The sequence below is a fragment of the Mesorhizobium sp. M0088 genome, assembly GCF_040322895.1.
In the GTDB taxonomy this organism is placed as follows: domain Bacteria; phylum Pseudomonadota; class Alphaproteobacteria; order Rhizobiales; family Rhizobiaceae; genus Mesorhizobium.
This window is the reverse complement of record NZ_JAMYUI010000003.1, coordinates 270,821-285,415: the sequence shown is the minus strand read 5'-3', so window position 1 is coordinate 285,415 and position 14,595 is coordinate 270,821. Positions and strand designations below refer to the sequence as shown.

Here is a 14,595-nt window from a genome sequence, read left to right as displayed (position 1 = left end):
ACGATCAGCTCAACGACACGCGGTCGAGCAGCAGGGCGGCCGCGATCGGCGGCAGGCCGCTGACATTCTTGCGCACCGGCACCAGCAGATCGGGGAAATAGCTGAAGATGACAGGCGTCTCGTCGAGCAGCAGTTTCTGGATGTCGGAGGCGGCGGCGCGCTGCGCGCCGGCATCGAGCGCCTTGAGATAGCTGGTGACCATGCCATCATAGGCCGGGCTCTTGAAATGCGCCGCGTTCCAAGGGCCGTCGCTGACCAACGGGCTCTTCAGGAAGACGTTTGGCACGCTGCGATGCGCGTAGTCGGTGATGCCGAACGGGCTGTCCAGCCAGTCCGACTGGCCGAACACCGCCTTCCCGTAATATTTGTCCTGGTCCTCGATGTTGAGCGAGATGCGGGCACCGATTTCCTTGGCGAAATTCTGGAACAATTGCGCATAGCCCGGAATGTCGGAATAGCGCAGCGTGGTCAGCGTGATGTCGAAGCCTTCGGCGAGACCCGCCGCCTCGAGCAACTGCTTTGCCTTGGCGATGTCCTGGACGCGTTGCGGCACCGACTTGTCGGTCGCGGGGAAGGCCGGCGCGAACGGGCTGTCATTGCCAGTCGCCGCCATGCCGCGGCACAAGCCGTCGACCAGCTTGGAGCGGTCGATGCACAGCGCCAGCGCCTGGCGCACGCGCTTGTCGGTGAAGGGGCCGGTATCGCAGCGCATGTGCAACTGGCGGTGCGCGGTCGAAGCGACACGCAACACGGTGATATCAGGACTGTTCAGCACCACCTGGCTGACATCGAGCGGAACAGCATCGAGAATGTCGACTTCGCCGGCCTGCAGCGCCAGGATGCGCGGTTGCACGTCGCCGTAGAACTTGAATTCGAGCCGGTCGGGCAGCGCCTTCTCGCCCCAATAGTCGGGATTGCGGATGAAGGTCGCGCCAACCTTTGGTGTGTAAGTCTCCAACCGGAACGGTCCGGTGCCTTCGAACGTCTTTTCGTAATCGCCCTTGTAGCTCGCCGGCAAGATGACGGCGTTGTAATTGTCGATCGACACCGAATAGGGAAAGCTGCCATTCGGCGCATCGAGATGGAAGGCGACGGTGTGGTCGTCGACCTTCCGGGTGCCGCCCTTCGAAAGAAGGCCTTTGAACACCGAAAGCGCGTTGGAAGCGCCGTTGGGATCGGCCAGCCGGTCGAAGGTCGCGACGACGTCGTCGGCCTTGAAATCCTCGCCATTGTGGAATTTCACGCCCTTGCGCAGCTTGAAGGTCCACACGCTGCCATCCTCGTTCGGCGCCCAGCTCTCTGCCAGCACAGGCTTCAAAGTGAGGTCCGGCTGCGTGATGCAGAGAAACTCGGCGGTTTGGAAAACCAGCTGGTAGCTGCCGCTGTCATAGTAGGTGACGGGATCGATGGCGCCGCCCGGCGTCGCCACGCCGGCGCGCACCGTGCCGCCCGGCTTGCCCTCGGCGCGGGCCTGCTGGGTGCCGAGGCCGGCGGCCGCGACAAGGCTGCCCAGGAACGGCAAAGAAAGCCCAAGCACGCTGCCATGGCGCAGGAAGTCACGGCGGTCCATCCTGCCGGCCAGCAATTCGTCGACAGCGGAATTTTCGATTGCAGTGAGTGTTCTGCGAGCGTTGTCGATCATCCGGAAATGCTTGGGCATGGCTGGATTCCTCGCTTGTCTTGGGGTTCAGCCATCTAGTTCATTGTTGACTGCCGCCGGAAAGCGATATTTTTTGATAGGAGTCATCGAAATTTTCGATGCGGGAGGTGGGCATGGACACTGAGAATCTGCGCAGCTTTCTCGAAGTCGCCACCCATGGCAGCTTCACCGTCGCGGCCAGCCGGCTCAACCTCGCCCAGTCCACGGTCAGTGCGCGGATCAGGGGACTGGAGGATCAGTTGGGACGCCGGCTTTTCGTGCGTGACCGCGATGGCGTCACGCTTACGCCGGCCGGCCGGCAGTTCCTGCCGCACGCATCGTCTATCACCCGCACATGGGAGCAATCACGGCAGGATATCGCCGTTCCCGATGGTTATGAGACCTTGCTGCGGCTGACCGCGCCTGCCTATCTCTGGGACCGCATCACCTCGCCATGGGTCGAGTGGATGCGCGCCAGGCGGCCGAACGTGGCGCTGCGGCTTGAAGGCAGTTTCCCGGATCTGGCCATCGACCAGCTGGCAGAAGGCCTGCTCGACATCTGCATCCTCTATCTGCCGCGACCGCATCCCGGCATTGTCTACGAGACGCTGGCCGTCGATCAGGTGGTGCTCGTCCAGCACGCCGCACAGACCAAGCCATGGACCGAAAACTATATCCTGATGGACTGGGGACTGGAGTCCCGCATCGAGCACGACCGCGCCTTTGCCGGCATGGTCAAGCCGGCGATTTCGGCCGGGCTGGTCTTCATCGGGCTGCAGCACGTGCAGTCGCAGCAGGCCGCCGCCTATCTGCCGCTCAGTGCCGTCAGCGGTCATATCGAGCGCGGCGAGATGCGGCGCATCGACAACACACCGGTATTCCAGCGGCCGATCTACCTCGCCTATCCCTCGAACCCCGTGTCCTCGGATGTTCTGGATGTCGCGCTCACAGGTCTGCGCACGCTGGCCAGGGACTGGGCCGAAGGGCAGGGCTTTTCAGAAGGTGACCGTGCTCTCAGCATGGCCGGCCAGATCTGACCGGCCAAGCCACGCGAGCGAGAGCGCTATGCCGGCTCGGTCACGACCGCTCTCTGCAGCCTGGCCAGTTCGGCGTAAGGAATGTGGCAGCGGATCGAATGGCCGGGCTGGGCCTCGCCGAGTGGCGGCTCCTGCTGTTCGCAGATCGGGCCGATCTTGCGCGGGCAGCGCGTGTGGAACACGCAGCCCGAAGGCGGATTGGTGGCGCTGGGGATTTCCCCGTCGAGACGAATGCGTGCCGTCTCGGTCTGGTCGAGTTTGGGCACCGCCGACAAAAGCGCCTCGGTATAGGGGTGATGCGGTCCGGAAAAGACGTCTTCCGATGGCCCAAGTTCCATGATGCGGCCGAGATAGAGCACGGCGATCTTGTCGGAGAGGTAACGCACCACGGCAAGGTCGTGCGAGATGAAGATGTAGCTGACGTCTTCCTTCGACTGCAGGTCGGCGAGCAGATTGAGGATGGCAGCCTGCACCGAGACGTCGAGCGCCGAGGTCGGCTCGTCGCAGACGACGATGCGAGGATCGCCGGCGAAGGCACGCGCGATGGCGACGCGCTGCTTCAGGCCGCCGGAGAGCTGGCGCGGCTTGACGGCCAGATGCCGGTCGGTGAGCCGCACCGAGCGGACGAGGTCGTTGAGACGAGCCTCCAGCGCCTTGCCGGAGAGGCCGGCCAGCCGCTTCAGCGCGCGGCCGATCAGATGGCGGATCGAATGTGAGCGGTTGAGTGCGGAGTCCGGGTTCTGGAAGACGATCTGCATCGCCTTGATCTGGTCGTCGCTGCGGTTCTCCAGTCGTGGCGCCAGCGCTTTGCCCTCGAGTTCGATGGTGCCGCCTTCGTCGGGCGGTACCAGGCCGAGCAGCAGCCTGGCGAAGGTCGTCTTGCCGCTGCCGGACTCGCCGACCAGCCCGAGCGTTTCGCCGGGTCGCAAATCGAGCGAGACATCCTTGACGGCGCGCAGTGCATGACCGTGGCTGGAATAGGTCTTGTTCAACCCGGCGACGCGCAGCACCGGTGCTGCCGCCGGCTTTGGGGCGGGCGCCACATCGCTCGGTGTGGCACGCGGCAGCGCTTGCGCCTTGTCGTGATGGAAGCAGCGCGACAGCCGGCCGCCCAGATCATAGAGCGGCGGCAATTCGCTGCGGCAGCGATCGTCGGCGAGCGCGCAGCGATCGGCGAAGGCGCAGCCCTTGATGTCGGCCCCGATGCCGGGCAGGAAACCCGGAATGGTGTCGAGCCGGCCCTGATCCTTGCGTTGGCCGCCGCGCGGCAGGCAACGCAGCAGGGCGACCGTGTAGGGATGGCGCGGATCGTTGAACACGACCTCCGTCGGCCCTTCCTCGACCAGCATGCCGGCATAGAGCACGCCGACCCGGTCGCACATGTTGGAAACGACGGCGAGGTTGTGGCTGATGAACAGGATCGAGGCCGACAGTTCCTGCCTGAGCTGTGCGATCAGGTCGAGCACTTCGGCCTCCACCGTCGCATCGAGGCCGGTGGTCGGCTCGTCGAGGATCAGCATCGACGGATCGTTGGCCAGCGCCATGGCAATCGCCACGCGTTGCTGCATGCCGCCGGAAAGCTGGTGCGGGTAGCGCTGCATGACGCTGACGGGGTCGGAGATGCGCACTCGGTTCAGCATCGCAATCGCCCGGTCAGTGGCCGCTCGTCCCGAAACGCCGCCGAGTTCAAAAATCTCGGTCAGCTGACGGCCGACGCGGATCGATGGGTTCAGCGCCTTGCCCGGGTCCTGATAGACCATGGAGACGCTTTCCGCGCGCGCCCGCCTGAGCGCTTCGGCGTCAAGTTTCATCACATTCTGGCCGTCGAGCGAGATCGCGCCGCCGGTGATCGAGCCATTTCTCGGCAGATAGCGCACGACGGTGAGCGCCACTGTCGACTTGCCGCAACCGGATTCGCCGACCAGCCCATAGGCTTCGCCCTGGCCGATGGTGAGGCTGAGGTTGCGCAGCACGGCGCGATTGCGGCCGGCGACGCGGTAGGCAACCGAAAGATCGGTGAGTTCGAGTGCGTTTTCGGCCTTGGCGGAGTTAGTCATTGAGCGCTCCGTGAACGCCGTCGGCCGCCAGATTGACGCCGATCACCAGCGAAGCGATGGCGAGCGCATCGAACAGCACCGTCCACCAGAAGCCGCCGCCGATCATGCCGTAATTGTTGGAGATCGACAGCCCCCAGTCGGGCGAGGGCGGCTGGATGCCAAAGCCCATGAAGGAGAGCGTGGCGACGGCGAAAATGGCATAGCCGAGCCGCACGGTGGTTTCGACCAGGATCGGCGGGATGACATTGGGCAGGATCTCGACGAACATCGTATGCAGCGCACTTTCATGCCGAAGCTGTGCGGCGGCGACATAGTCGAGCTCGCGCTCGGCCAGCACAGCGGAGCGCACGGTGCGCGCGATGATTGGCGCGAAGCTGAGACCGATGACGACGATGACCGTGGTTTTGGAGGTGCCGAGCGCGACGATGGCCAGCAGCGCGACGATGACCACCGGGATCGCCATGAAGGCTTCCAGGATGCGGCTGACGACATCGTCTACGAGGCCGCGAAAATAGCCGGTGACGAGGCCGAGCGCCGTGCCGGCCACCGTTGCCAGCAAGGTCGCCAGCGGGGCGACGGTCAGGATGTCGCGCGAACCGACGATGACGCGCGAGAAGACGTCGCGGCCGATCTGGTCGGTGCCGAACCAGTGTTCGGAAGAGGGCGGCGCCAGCGCGTTGATGATGTCGTCGGCGAGCGGATCGTAAGGTGCGAAATGCTCGCCGAACAGCGCACAGGCAACCCAGAACAGCACGATGGCGAAACCGACAAGGAATGTTCGCGAGCGCAGCAGCGAGAAAAAGACCTCCGCCAGCGGGCTGCGCCGGCGCGTGTCGTCTGGTGTAGGAGAGCTGGTTTGGACGGCGCTCATTGATCTGACCCCAGACGGATACGCGGATTGAGCACGGAATAGAGGAAGTCGGCGACAAGGGTGGCCACGGCATAGACAATGCCGATGGTGAGGATGCCCGACTCCAGCATCGGGAAATCCTTGCCGCGCGCGGCGGTGAAGATCAGCGACCCGATGCCCTGGTAGCGAAACAGCGTTTCGATGACGACAAGGCCGCCGATGAGGTAGCCGGTCTGCGTCGCGATGACGGTGATGGTCGGCAGCAGCGCATTGCGCAGCACATGCCGCCAGATCACCGTGCGCCAGGGCAGGCCCTTCAGCACGGCCGTTCGCGTGTAGTCGGAATCGAGCGCCTCGATCATGCCGGAGCGTGCCATGCGGGCGATGTAGCCGAACAGCACCAGGAACAGCGGCAGCGAGGGCAGGATCAGGTAATAGAGCTGCGTGAAGAAGCCGGCGTCGCGCGGCCATGCGGCCGATATCGGCAGCCAGCGCAGCCAGACACCAAAGATCAGGATCAGGATGATGCCGGTGACGAATTCCGGCAGCACCGTCACCGACAGGCCGCCGAGACTGATGATGCGGTCGAGCGGGCGGTTGAGGTTGAGTGCGGCGACGACGCCGCCGAGGATGCCGATCGGCACCACCAGCACGAAGGCGACCGCCGCCAGCTTCATCGAATTGCCCAGCGCATCGATGACGAAAGGCGCGACCGGCGAGCGGAAGATGTAGGACGTACCCATGTCGCCCTGGACGAAGTTGGAGATCCAGCTCCAGTATTGCGTTAGCAGCGGGCGATCGACGCCGAGCGTGTGATTGAGCGCGTCGACCGCGCGCTGGTCGGCGAACGGGCCCAATATGGCGCGCCCGACATTGCCGGGCAGCACCTGGCCGCCCAGGAACACCATGATGCTGAGCAGGAACAGCGTGACGAGCGACAGCGAGACACGCCGGACAAGGAAGGAGAGAATGGCTAGGACTCCTTGTGGAGCCAGCCCCCATGCGGGAGCTGGCTGTTAGAGGATTGGCTTTCCCTTCCGTTCAGGCCTTCGATGCCTTGTCGAGGAACAGCTGCGACATGGCGGTCGGCTGCACGCCGGCCACACCCTTCGCCGTCGCCGTCAGATAGTCGTAGAAATAGCCGAAGATGACAGGCGTTTCCTCGAGCAGCAGCTTCTGGATCTTGCCGGCGTCGGCCTTCTGTGCCTCGAGGTCGAGGGCTGCGATGTAGCTGGTCGCCAGCGCGTCATAGTCCTTGTTCTTGAAGTGTGCCGCGTTCCAGGTGCCTTCACTCTTCAGCGGTGCCGCGAGATAGACGTTCGGCACGCCGCGGTGACCATAGTCGGTGATGCCCATCACCGAATCCAGCCAGTTCGATTTGCCGAACACCGCGTCTCCGTAATAGCCGCTCTGGTCGAGGATGTTGAGGTCGAGTTGGACACCGATCTCCTTGACCCAGTTTTGGATGAGCTGGGCGTATTCAGGGATTTCCAGGTAGCGTTCGGTGGTCAGGGTTATCTTGAAGCCCTGGCCAAGGCCGGCTGCTTCCATGAGCTGCTTGGCCTGGGCGATATCCTGCTTGCGTTGCGGCACGCTCGTATCGGTCGAAGGGTAGACGGCGGCGAACGGGCTGTCATTGCCCAGAGCGGAGCGTCCCTTCATCAGGCCGGCGGCCAGCTTGTCGCGATCGAGGCAGAGCGCAATGGCACGGCGCACGCGCGCATCCTTCAACGGGCCCTCGTCGCAGCGCATGTGCAGTTGCTGATGGGCCGACGACTTCAGGCTGATGATGTCGACGTTCGGGTCGTTGAGCAGAGCGACGCCGGCCAGCACCGGCATCTGGTTGATGATGTCTACCTGCCCACCCTGCAATGCCAGGATCTGTGGCTGCATATCGGTGAAGAAGGTGAATTCGGTGCGTTCCGGCAATGCCTTCGGACCCCAATAATCCTCGTTGCGGACGAAGGAGGCGCCGACCTTTGCCGTGTATTTCTCAATTTTGAACGGCCCGGTGCCGTCGAAGCTCTTTTCGTAGTCGCCCTTGTAGCTCGCCGGGATGATGACGGCGTTGTAGTTGTCGGACGACAGCATGTAGGGGAAGTTGCCGTTCGGGGCGTCGAGGTGGAATTCCACCGTATAGTCGTCGACCTTCTTGGAAGCGCCCTTCTGCAGGATGCCGTTGAACACCGACAGCGCGTTCGACGAGTTTGCCGGATCGGCAAGGCGGTCGATGCTGGCCACGACGTCGTCGGCCTTCATCTCCCCGCCGCTGTGGAATTTTACGCCCTTGCGCAGCTTGAAGGTCCAAACCGTGCCATTGTCGTTCGGCTTCCAGCTCTCGGCCAGCGCCGGTTGCAGCACCAGGTCGGGGCCGTCGACACAAAGGAATTCCGCAACCTGCTGCATCACCAGCAGGCCGCCGGCGTCCGCAATGGTGACTGGGTCGATCGTTGCTGCCGGCACGCTGCTGGCGACACGGATGGTGGCGCCGGGTGCGCCTTGGGCACGCGCCAGCGACGGCATGCCGCCGAGGCCGGCGGCCATGCCGATACGGCCCAGCAGCGGCAGCGACAGGCCGAGCAGGCTGCCGTGACGGACGAAGTCGCGGCGGCTGACACGACCGTCGACAAGGCCGTCGATCAGGTGATTTTCAAGCGGCGTGCGATTGCGCCGGATCAGGTCGAGAATGCCAAAGTTCTTGCTCATGGGTTTTTACCCTTTCCCCTATTTCTTATGGTTGACGAAATTTCGTGGATTGCTCCATTTTTCGGCCGCCAGAGAGGTCTGTCGACCGAAACTTTAGCATGCGGTTTTGTCCGGTCCATCCAGTCGTGACGTGGACGTGCCGGATTCCTGGCTGCACCGCTGCCGCCGTCTAGTTCAGCGGCAAACGGCGATAGGTTCCGGGCTTTGCCGGGTCATGATACTTGTTGCACGGTCCTTTCTCGGTAAAGTCTCTGTGACAGGCAGCGAGGTTCTCGCGCGACAAGGTGACGCCGAGACCGGGACCTTCCGGAACGCGCACGAAATTGTTCCTTGGCGAAAACGGCCCTTCCTCGGTGACATCCATCGGCAGCATGCGAAACAGCGACTGGTTCGGCTCCCTGATCCAACCAAGTGCCGCGCACAGGTGCAGATAGGCGGCACTGCCGATGCCGCTGTCGCCGCTGTAGCACCAGAAATCGATGCCGGCATGCTCGCAGGCGCCGACGAAGCGCAGCAGCCGGCCGATGCCGCCATGCGTCGTCGGGTTGCCGACGAACGCGTCCGGCACCTTGGTCTCCATGGCGCGCGCAATGTCGATGTTGTGGGTCGAAAACGGGATCGAGCAATGGCGCCGCAATTCGCGCATCTCCTCGATCGTCGCCACCGGATCCTCCCAGTTGCGCACGCCCAACTCTTCCAGCGGGCGCGCCAGCCGCCGCGCGGTGCTGAGTGAATAAGCCTGGTTGGAATCGATACGGATTATCGCATCGTCGCCGAGTTTCTTGCGGATCAGCTCGACCATCCTGAGCGAGACTTTCGGATCTTCGGTCGAGAACTTGCCTTCGAAGAAGGTCGTTCCATGCGTCTCGTGCAATTCGACGCAATAGTCGGCGACTTCCTCGGGCGTCGTCTCGCCCTTCACCTTCGGCCCGTCACCGCGCAGCGAAAAATAGTCGGTGAACGGGATGTCCTTGCGCACGGCGCCGCCAAGCAACTGGTAGAGCGGCTGGTTCCACGCCTTCCCGCGCAGGTCCCACAACGCCATCTCGATGGCGCCGAAGGCCATGATGCGGGTGCGGTCGTTGATCGACTGCACGCCGGTCCAGAAGGGCAGGCAGACATGCTCGGCGCCGGCGATGTCGAAGGCATCGCGGCCGACCAGCCGTGGCGCCAGGACATCGTTGATAATCGCGGCCGCCGCTGGCGTCGGCGCTTCGCCGAGGCCAATCAAGCCATCCTCGGTCTCGACTTCAACAATGGTCGGCGAAAATCCGTCGAGTTCGCCGAACACCCAGGCATAGGGTGCTTCGAGGCGCAGATTGATCGGCGTGGCTTTGATGCTGCGGATCTTCATCTCAGCGGCCGACCTCGAAGAAAGGCTTGCCCAGCAGGTCGGGAACGACGTCGATGCCGAGGCCCGGTCCGTCCGGAATGCCCATGCGGCTGCCGGTGACCGGCGGCATGTTCGACGCCGTGCGCACCGTCACCCATTCATGGAAGGCGATGGCATGCAGCCGGCGCTCTTCCGGCGTCGACAACGACAGATGCGCCATGGCCGCGGTGTCGATCTCGGCGCCGCCCGTGTCCTCGACCGTGATCATGAAGCCGAGGTCGACGGCAACGTCGCGGATCTGGCGCGTCTTCGTCACGCCGCCAAGGCGCGAGATCTTCAGGGTCAGCCCGTCGGCCGCACCCAGGCGATGAATTTCCAGCATCGCCTCGAGCGAGGTGACGGATTCGTCGAGCACCATCGGTTTGTCGAGCATGCGGCGCACCGACATGTTCTCGTCGATCGTGGTGCAGGGCTGCTCGAACGTGTAGTCGATGGCGCGCGTGGCGTCGGCGAACTGGCGCGCCTGATAGGGCGTCCAGCCGGCATTGGCGTCGCAGAAGATGACCGTGCCTTTCGGCACCGAGGCGGCGACCGCGGTGACACGCTCGATGTCGTCATGCACATTGCCGCCGACCTTGACCTGTAGCCGGTGGAAGCCGTCCTTGACGATGCGCTTGGCCAGCGCGGCCATGGCGTCGACGCTGCCGTGCGTGACGACCTTGTAGAGTTCTGCGGTGTCGCTTTCCTTGCCGCCGAGCAGCGTTACCAGCGGCACGTCGGCGGCGCGCCCCGCCAGATCCCAGCAGGCCATGTCGAGGGCCGACTTGATGTAGGGATGACCCTTGAACACCGTGTCCATCAGCCGGCCGATGCTGGCTAGTCCGCGCGGATCATGGCCGATCAGATGCGGCGCGATCTCGACCACCCCGGCGCGAACGCCGGCCGGGAAGGCTGCCGAGTAAAAATTGCCGAGCGGCGCCATCTCGCCCCAGCCGGTGATACCGCTGTCTGATGCAATGGACACGATCACCGCGTCGAAAGCGTCGGCCTCGCGCCCCTTCGACATGCGGTATGGCCCGTCCACGAAGGGCTGCACGACATGGTAGGCCTTGATGGTTTCGATCTGCACGTGTCTTGTCCGCTGTCTGTGATGGTGGGGAACGGGTCAGGCGCCCCTCGACGGGCGTTGTTCGAGGCCGCGCGCATAGGCAAGCAACTCCTCGAAATCGAGATCGATGTGCTCCCTGGCATGGCGCTGGGCTGCACGCATGTCCTTGCCCTTCAGCAACCGCACATAGGTTTCGTGAACGTCTTCGGCCGGCACCGGCTCATTGCGGGCATGCTGGTGGAGCGCAAAATACATCTGCAGCCGGCTGGTCAGCCGCTGCCAGGTTTCCAGCAGCACCGAATTGTCGGCCCATTCGTAGATCAGGCCATGCAGTTGCAGCGCGGTTTCGATTTGGCGTGTCGTGTCCAACGCACGGGTCGCCTGCTTCACGGCTTCGTGACGCCGGTCGAGCTCGTCGAAGAAGCGCTGGTCGCGCAGCGGCCACGCCCGCTCGATGGCCAGCTCGTCCATCACCTTGTTGAACGAATAGGCATCGTCGATGTCCTTGGCTGTGACCTCGATGACGAAGGTGCCGGCATAGGGGATGCTGGTCAGGATGCCTTCCTGGACCAGTTCGCGCATTGCCTCGCGCAACGGCGCGCGGCTGACCCGCATCTGTTCGGAAATCCGCAGCTCGTTGAGCTTCTGGCCGGGTGCGAGCTGCCCGGTCAGGATCGCGCGCCGCAACAGCGCGACGATCTCGGCGCGTCGCGTCGTGTCCGCGATCGGACTGAAATCCGCTTTCGCCATTCGGCCACTCCCAGGGAAATCGAAAGCAAGACAAGCAGATTGTCGACAATCTAACAAGAGGTCATCTTCGGATTCTTGGGGGCCGTTGGCATGTCGGCCTTTCGGTCTCAGGCGGCACGGCCGTAGAAGCCGACCCGCTCCTCGGGGCTGAACATCACGCCGGGCTTTTCATAGTAGGAAAACACCGCGATCATGCGCTCGCGCTCGCCTTCGACCGTGGTGACGCGATGCGCGGTGTTTTTGCCGCGGAAGACATTCAGCGTGCCGGGCTTCATGCGCAGGATCTTTGCATCGGGATCGCGCCCGTCCAGCAGCCTTGCGACGCCGTCATAGTTGGGATTGTCGTCCGACCGCAGATCGGTGCGGTATTCGAGGTCGCCGCCACATTCCGCTGCCTGCAGCAGCAGCGTCGTCGTGAATTCAGAACGATCGAAATGCCAGTTCAAAGCTTCGCCGGCGCGATAGGCCATGACATTGGTTCGCGCCAGCGGATCCTGCATGACATGCAGCCTGGTCTTGCCCATCGTGGCCGCCAGGAAGCGCAGCAGCGGTTCGTATTCGTAGATGGCGAGCACGACGCTGGCCGGAATCTGGTCGGCACAGACGGTGTGGCTGATGGTCTCCACCTTGCGCAGCGCCGGATGGTCGGGTGCAAGCTCGGGAATGTCAGGCTTGAAGTAGATGTTGTGCATCCGCTTGTGCACATGCGACCGCGCAGCCATCACCGGCTGGATTTCGCGCACGGCTTGTTCCGCCACGCCGGGGCGCAAAAACCCTTCCAGATTGAACATGCCGTCGGCTTCGAGCGCGGCGACGGATTGTTCGACAAGGCGCTGCCATTCGGCGCTGCCTTCGCGGTCGAGCGGATAGCGGTCGAGATCAAGGATGTCTTTCATCGTCATGGCTCCGAAGGTTTCGAGCCTATGAGACGGCAAAAAAATCTTTCTCTCAACGTCGAAAATAATTAGGATTGAGCAAGAAAAACTTATGGATCTGTTGTGGAACGGTTGCCGCCGCTGAATGCGATCAAGGCTTTTGAAGTTGCCGCCCGTGCCGGCAGCTTCACCTTGGCCGCTTCTGAACTCGGCGTGTCCTCTGCAGCGGTCAGCCAGCAGATACGCAATCTTGAGAACTGGTTCGGCAAGCAATTGTTCGTGCGCACCGGCAACCGCATCGCGCTCACCGACGCCGGCCACGCTATCTATCCGCAGACCGCGAAGGCTTTGGGAGACATCGCCGCTATAGGCCAGCGCATGCTGGAGGGCGGGATGCGGACGCGCCTGTCGTCAGCGTGCCGTTCTCGCTGGCCGAACTGTGGCTGGCGCCGAGGCTGGCCACGCTCCTCGATGCCTTCCCGCAGATGGCCATCGATGTCCGTGTCGAGGACGATCCGGTCGACCTGATGCGCCAGAACATCGACCTGCGCATCAGCTATGGCGATTATCATTATTCCGGGCTGAAACTTGTTCGTCTCGTCCATGATGATGTCCTGCCGGTCTGTGCGCCGGAATTCTGGCACCGGCACGGCAATGGCGATCCGAGTCTGGCGGATTTGCACGAGAGCCAGTTCATCCACACCAATTGGGGGCCGAACTATGCCTCGCACCCGACCTGGGCTGACTGGTTTGCGGCCTCCGGCGGCAGCCGCTCACCCGACCCGTCGCACGGGCGGCGCGTCGGCCTGTCCAGCCTTGCGATCGCCTCGGCAAGGCTCGGCCTGGGCATCGCGCTTGGCCAGCGGGTCATGGCGCGCGCCGATCTGGAGGCCGGTCGGCTGATTGCGCTCTCCTCCGTCTCCGTGCGCCTCGGGCATCCCTACTGTGCATTCATGCCGCCGGCCAAGGCCGATCGCGCCGATGTTGCCGGTCTGGTGGAACTGCTCAGTCGAGCGACCCCCGCGACCTGTGGGATGGTCGGGGCGCCGCGCTGAAGCCGGGGCCTGACGGGGGTGTTCAGGTGGCCGGCTTTTCCGGTATCGGCGATACAGGCGCTCCGGGTCCGATCTTCTGCAGATTGCCCGTGATCACCTGGTCGCCCTCGGCGACGCCGCTGAGGATGGCGACCTGACCGCCGCTCGTCGGTCCGAGCGAAACCAGCCGCTGGTCGACCGTGTTGTCCTTGCCGACGACATAGAGATATTTGCCGAGCTGGCTCGAGCCCAGCGCCGTCTGCGGCACCATCAGCGCGTCGGCCTGCTCTCTCACATGCAGCCGGACACGAACATATTGGCCGGGCAGCAGCGTGAACTTGCCGTTACCGATCGTTGCGCGCGCCGTGATCGTGCCGGTCGAGCGGTCGACCGAATTGTCGATGAAGGTAAGCTCGCCCTTCTGGCTGGCCTCGGTCTGGCCGGGGAGCAGCACCTCCACTTCGATCGGGCCGTTCGCGCGGGCTTGCTCGATCTCGGCCAGATCCGTTTCGCTCGGGTTGAAGGTGACGTAGATCGGATCGAGTTGCACCAGCGTGTTGAGCACGGTGCCGGCAACGCTGACCAGCGTTCCGACCGAAGCCTGGTTGCGGCCGAGACGCCCGCCAAACGGCGCCCGGATTTCAGCGTAGCTCAGATTGAGCTCTGCCGTGCGGACCGCCGCTTGGTTGACCGCCAGCGACGCCTGTGCCTCGCGCAAGGTGCTGGTGCGCTGGTCGAAGCCGTCCTTGGCGAGGTAGCCGCTCTTGGCGAGCTCGGTGCCGCGACCGAGGTTGGAGCGGGCATAGTCGAGCGTCGCCGTATCGCGCTGCACTTGCGCCTTGGCCTGGTCGAGAGCCGCCTGGAAGTCGTCAGGCGAGATTTTGTAGAGAAGGTCGCCTTGCCGGACGTCGACGCCGTCGGCTGCGGTCTGCTCCTGCAGATAGCCCGGAATCCTGGCCTGCAAGGTGATGCTGCGGATCGGTTCCGTCCGCGCGGCATAGTCCAGGTAGATCGGGATCGTCTTCTTGACGACACTAACCACCGGCACCGGCATGACGAATGCCGCCGGAGCAGGCGTCGCCGCGGCCGTGCCGGCATTGAGGCTGAGGTTGCCCATGTCGAGCAGGTGGACGCTGGCCACCGAGATCGCTCCCAGCGCGACGGCCGTTCCCAACGCGATTTTCCATTTACGCATGATCAGTCTCC

At 63.7% G+C, this 14,595-nt stretch carries 13 protein-coding genes; 3 read left to right on the top strand and 10 right to left on the bottom strand.

Translation table 11 applies throughout. From position 1 onward, the window contains the following. Window positions 1–4 precede the first annotated feature (4 nt). Window positions 5–1,660 carry an ABC transporter substrate-binding protein gene (locus tag NKJ67_RS05690; protein ID WP_352580765.1) on the bottom strand — a complete coding sequence of 552 codons (1,656 nt, stop codon included), beginning with the start codon at window positions 1,658–1,660 and terminating at the stop codon, window positions 5–7. Between the two features lie 113 nt (window positions 1,661–1,773). Between NKJ67_RS05690 and NKJ67_RS05685 the strand changes: the two genes are divergently transcribed. Beyond that, the gene (locus tag NKJ67_RS05685) at window positions 1,774–2,676 is read left to right on the top strand and encodes a LysR family transcriptional regulator (protein ID WP_352580764.1); all 903 of its coding nucleotides are present in this window, start codon (window positions 1,774–1,776) and stop codon (window positions 2,674–2,676) included. Between the two features lie 26 nt (window positions 2,677–2,702). On the opposite strand, the gene NKJ67_RS05680 is transcribed toward NKJ67_RS05685, so the two are convergent. The 8 genes from NKJ67_RS05680 to NKJ67_RS05645 form a co-directional block, all read right to left on the bottom strand. Then, entirely contained in the window at window positions 2,703–4,733 is a 2,031-nt protein-coding gene (locus NKJ67_RS05680; protein ID WP_256745830.1) for a dipeptide ABC transporter ATP-binding protein, read from the bottom strand. After that, the gene (locus tag NKJ67_RS05675; protein ID WP_352580762.1) at window positions 4,726–5,604 is read right to left on the bottom strand and encodes an ABC transporter permease; all 879 of its coding nucleotides are present in this window, start codon (window positions 5,602–5,604) and stop codon (window positions 4,726–4,728) included. Before NKJ67_RS05675 ends, NKJ67_RS05680 begins: the two co-directional genes overlap by 8 nt. Next, window positions 5,601–6,554, bottom strand: a complete 954-nt coding sequence (locus tag NKJ67_RS05670) for an ABC transporter permease (RefSeq protein ID WP_127270253.1) — start codon at window positions 6,552–6,554, stop codon at window positions 5,601–5,603. The genes NKJ67_RS05675 and NKJ67_RS05670 overlap by 4 nt, the downstream gene beginning before the upstream one ends. A 70-nt stretch (window positions 6,555–6,624) precedes the next feature. Further along, window positions 6,625–8,289, bottom strand: a complete 1,665-nt coding sequence (locus NKJ67_RS05665; RefSeq protein ID WP_127270250.1) for an ABC transporter substrate-binding protein — start codon at window positions 8,287–8,289, stop codon at window positions 6,625–6,627. Between the two features lie 169 nt (window positions 8,290–8,458). Continuing rightward, window positions 8,459–9,643, bottom strand: coding sequence for a mandelate racemase/muconate lactonizing enzyme family protein (locus NKJ67_RS05660; RefSeq protein ID WP_352580761.1), 1,185 nt, complete (start codon window positions 9,641–9,643; stop codon window positions 8,459–8,461). Between the two features lies 1 nt (window position 9,644). Beyond that, entirely contained in the window at window positions 9,645–10,751 is a 1,107-nt protein-coding gene (locus tag NKJ67_RS05655) for a mandelate racemase/muconate lactonizing enzyme family protein (protein ID WP_292456580.1), read from the bottom strand. 36 nt (window positions 10,752–10,787) lie between these two features. Continuing rightward, window positions 10,788–11,480 (bottom strand): GntR family transcriptional regulator, encoded by a 693-nt coding sequence (locus NKJ67_RS05650; RefSeq protein ID WP_023808713.1) that lies wholly within the window; start codon window positions 11,478–11,480, stop codon window positions 10,788–10,790. Window positions 11,481–11,587: 107 nt separating this feature from the next. After that, on the bottom strand, window positions 11,588–12,376 hold the full coding sequence (locus NKJ67_RS05645) for a HalD/BesD family halogenase (protein WP_352580760.1): 789 nt from the start codon (window positions 12,374–12,376) through the stop codon (window positions 11,588–11,590). A 102-nt stretch (window positions 12,377–12,478) separates the two neighbouring features. Here NKJ67_RS05645 and NKJ67_RS05640 point away from each other — a divergent pair, with 102 nt between their 5' ends. Both NKJ67_RS05640 and NKJ67_RS05635 read left to right on the top strand, forming a co-directional pair. Continuing rightward, window positions 12,479–12,883 (top strand): LysR family transcriptional regulator, encoded by a 405-nt coding sequence (locus NKJ67_RS05640; RefSeq protein WP_352580759.1) that lies wholly within the window; start codon window positions 12,479–12,481, stop codon window positions 12,881–12,883. Beyond that, window positions 12,772–13,410 (top strand): LysR substrate-binding domain-containing protein, encoded by a 639-nt coding sequence (locus tag NKJ67_RS05635; RefSeq protein ID WP_352580758.1) that lies wholly within the window; start codon window positions 12,772–12,774, stop codon window positions 13,408–13,410. The genes NKJ67_RS05640 and NKJ67_RS05635 overlap by 112 nt, the downstream gene beginning before the upstream one ends. 22 nt (window positions 13,411–13,432) lie before the next feature. Here the strand turns inward: NKJ67_RS05635 and NKJ67_RS05630 are convergent, their stop codons facing one another. Continuing rightward, on the bottom strand, window positions 13,433–14,584 hold the full coding sequence (locus tag NKJ67_RS05630; RefSeq protein WP_127268585.1) for an efflux RND transporter periplasmic adaptor subunit: 1,152 nt from the start codon (window positions 14,582–14,584) through the stop codon (window positions 13,433–13,435). Window positions 14,585–14,595: the final 11 nt, after the last annotated feature.

Excerpts from the sequence above, each read along its gene's own strand:
- NKJ67_RS05690 (WP_352580765.1), bottom strand. The coding sequence starts at position 1,660 with ATGCCCAAGCATTTCCGGATGATCGACAACGCTCGCAGAACACTCACT.
- NKJ67_RS05685 (WP_352580764.1), top strand. The coding sequence starts at position 1,774 with ATGGACACTGAGAATCTGCGCAGCTTTCTCGAAGTCGCCACCCATGGC.
- NKJ67_RS05680 (WP_256745830.1), bottom strand. The coding sequence starts at position 4,733 with ATGACTAACTCCGCCAAGGCCGAAAACGCACTCGAACTCACCGATCTT.
- NKJ67_RS05675 (WP_352580762.1), bottom strand. The coding sequence starts at position 5,604 with ATGAGCGCCGTCCAAACCAGCTCTCCTACACCAGACGACACGCGCCGG.
- NKJ67_RS05665 (WP_127270250.1), bottom strand. The coding sequence starts at position 8,289 with ATGAGCAAGAACTTTGGCATTCTCGACCTGATCCGGCGCAATCGCACG.
- NKJ67_RS05660 (WP_352580761.1), bottom strand. The coding sequence starts at position 9,643 with ATGAAGATCCGCAGCATCAAAGCCACGCCGATCAATCTGCGCCTCGAA.
- NKJ67_RS05650 (WP_023808713.1), bottom strand. The coding sequence starts at position 11,480 with ATGGCGAAAGCGGATTTCAGTCCGATCGCGGACACGACGCGACGCGCC.
- NKJ67_RS05645 (WP_352580760.1), bottom strand. The coding sequence starts at position 12,376 with ATGAAAGACATCCTTGATCTCGACCGCTATCCGCTCGACCGCGAAGGC.
- NKJ67_RS05630 (WP_127268585.1), bottom strand. The coding sequence starts at position 14,584 with ATGCGTAAATGGAAAATCGCGTTGGGAACGGCCGTCGCGCTGGGAGCG.